The 2393-nt window shown below is 67.7% G+C and carries 3 protein-coding genes; 1 reads left to right on the top strand and 2 read right to left on the bottom strand.

Annotated elements, in window-relative coordinates; all coding sequences use genetic code 11:
- Positions 1–37 precede the first annotated feature (37 nt).
- Positions 38–274, bottom strand: a complete 237-nt coding sequence (locus D7V97_RS42335) for a hypothetical protein (RefSeq protein WP_199729191.1) — start codon at positions 272–274, stop codon at positions 38–40.
- Positions 275–441: 167 nt separating this feature from the next.
- Here D7V97_RS42335 and D7V97_RS42330 point away from each other — a divergent pair, with 167 nt between their 5' ends.
- The gene (locus tag D7V97_RS42330) at positions 442–954 is read left to right on the top strand and encodes a DUF1993 family protein (protein WP_120616183.1); all 513 of its coding nucleotides are present in this window, start codon (positions 442–444) and stop codon (positions 952–954) included.
- Positions 955–1045: 91 nt separating this feature from the next.
- Here D7V97_RS42330 and D7V97_RS42325 read toward each other — a convergent pair whose 3' ends face one another.
- Positions 1046–2083 carry a hypothetical protein gene (locus D7V97_RS42325; protein WP_120616182.1) on the bottom strand — a complete coding sequence of 346 codons (1038 nt, stop codon included), beginning with the start codon at positions 2081–2083 and terminating at the stop codon, positions 1046–1048.
- Positions 2084–2393: the final 310 nt, after the last annotated feature.

The following is a 2393-nucleotide window of genomic DNA, read 5'->3' as shown; positions in this document are numbered from 1 at the left end:
GGCAGGACGGAGGGGGCGGTTCGGGGAGTGGCGGTGGTCATCGGGAGGCTCCGGAGCGGGAGTCGGTGGTAGCGGCCTGGCGGGCACGGGCCCAACGCAACATCTGCGGTTTGAGCCAGAGGCGCGGGCGCCCGGCGCCCAGGTCGAGCACCGGACGGGGCATGTCCGGGTAGCGGCGCAGGTACGTGCTGACGCTGTTGGGGTGGGCCAGGCGCAACAGGCCCGCCACCTCCTGGGCGTCAATCAGGTCCTTCGTATTCACCAGGGGGCACATGGGGGTGTCTATACCCGTAGACACGCGCGGGTGCACGGATTCCTTCCCGGGGCCGGTGGGGCGGGGCAAGGGTCGGCCAGGCCCCGGGCAAGCCGGGAGGCGTGAGGATGCTGCGCCGGACACCGTCACCGGTTAGAAGGGGGCGTCTCATTTTCCCGGAGTTTTCCATGACGATTTCCATGTCCTCGGCCAGCGCGCCCATCTTTGTCTCCACCCTGCGGGCCCTCACGAAGTGTATTGGCAAGGCCCGGGCCCACGCGGAGGCGAAGAAGTTCGACCCGGAGGTGTTCGTGACGGTGCGGCTCGCGCCGGACATGCTCCCCTTCAAGGCCCAGGTGCTGATCGCCTGTGACAGCGCCAAGGGCTGCGTGGCGCGCCTCTCCGGGGTGGAAGCGCCGGTCTATGAGGACAACGAGTCCACGCTGGCGGAGCTCGAGGCGCGCATCGCCAAGACGATCGCCTTCATCGAGTCGGTGCCGGCCGCGAAGCTGAACGGCACCGAGGAGAAGAGCATCAGCGTGCCGCGCCGCGGCTTCGACCCGATGCAGTTCACCGGGGAGAGCTACCTGACGACGTTCGCCCTGCCGAACTTCTTCTTCCACGCGACGACCGCGTACGCGCTGCTGCGTCACAACGGCGTGGACGTGGGCAAGGCGGACTTCCTCGGCGGCGGTAAGTAGGGCCAGCGCTCCACCTCACGCAGGAAAAAGCCCCAGGCTCCCTTCGCGGGAACCTGGGGCTTCTTGCTTCCGGGCTGTCAGCCGGGGACGACTACTCCGCCCACCAGGTCTCGGACAGCACGCTGAAGCCGTTCACCGTGTCGACGAAGATGGCGGCGCTGTGGCTGCTCCACGGGTCATCCGCGTAGCTGAAGATGCAGCCCTTGAACGACCGGCCCGCGATGCGCGCGTCCAGGTTCGCCAGGCCCGCGGAGATGACACCGGCGGGGATCTTGCTGCTCGCGTTGACGTAGGCCAGCGTGGAGTTGACCTCGGCGCGCACTTCCGCGGCGTTGGCCAGGTACGGGCGGATGGTCGCGCCGGACGGGACGCTGCTGGGCTCCAGGCCGAAGCAGGTGGGGCCACCGCGGGAGTACGGGTGGTTGGCCGTCACGACCTCCCACCAGTCGAAGTGGCGCTGCAGCACCGCGCCGTAGGAGCCGTTGCTCGGGATGGCGTTGAGCGCGGTGGCGAGCGCCTCGAACGGGCGACTCAGCGTGGCCGAGTTGCGGATGTTGCGGAAGCTCACGTCACCGATACCCGTGACGTTGGAGATGGCCTGGGCCGACGTGAACGGGCGCAGGTTGAGGAGGTTCGCGGCGCCGTTCCACGCGTCCGGCAGGACGTCGTGCAGCTCCGAGTCGTCGATGGTGTTCACCAGCGACACGATGGCCGCCGCGTCGTCGTGGGAGAGGGCGATGCCGTCAAAGATGCCGGTGCAGTCCGCGTCGATGAAGTCGCGGTTGCGGGCGCCGCCCTCGATCTGCTTGAGGCGGGTCTCACCGACCAGCGGCACCGACGACAGGTCCGCCAGCGACGTGAACGGCGCGGTGGCGCGGCGGTTCACCAGGTTGGTGACGACGTTGCTCGGCAGGAACTGGTCCAGCGTCGCGTACGACGACGTGTTCACGAAGGCGAGGATGCCCTGGCAATCCGGGGCCACGTCCACGTCCGTGGTGGTGAGGATGGGCGCCTGCTGGGACTGGACGGACGCAGGCGCGACCGTCTCGGCGGACGGCTCGGTTTCAATACCACCGCAACCGGCGAACATGCTCGCGGCAAGAAGGGTTGAGCTGAGACGACGAAGCATCGCGAACTCCTCGTAGGGGGGAACGACGGGGGGAACTGCGGTGAGACGGGTCAATACACCAAATCGGTCTGACTCACCCCACCCGAGTCATTATCGTGCGGTCCCCCTGTCACGTTTCAGTGAACCCCGCTTTTTTACACAGAGAGAAGTCCGGGTGGTCCGGCCGGGAGGTGGCCCCAGGACCTTTGAGGTTGATTGGAAACCATGTGACTCTGCGGGTCCATGACCCCGGAAAGACCCCAGGTGTTCCCCGCGGCGCTTCAACCCGGCACGGAGGTGGGACGTTGGCGGGTGTTGGGGACGCTGGGGG

The organism is Corallococcus sp. CA053C, assembly GCF_003611675.1.
In the GTDB taxonomy this organism is placed as follows: Bacteria; Myxococcota; Myxococcia; order Myxococcales; family Myxococcaceae; genus Corallococcus.
This window is presented reverse-complemented; position numbering and strand designations above follow the sequence as displayed.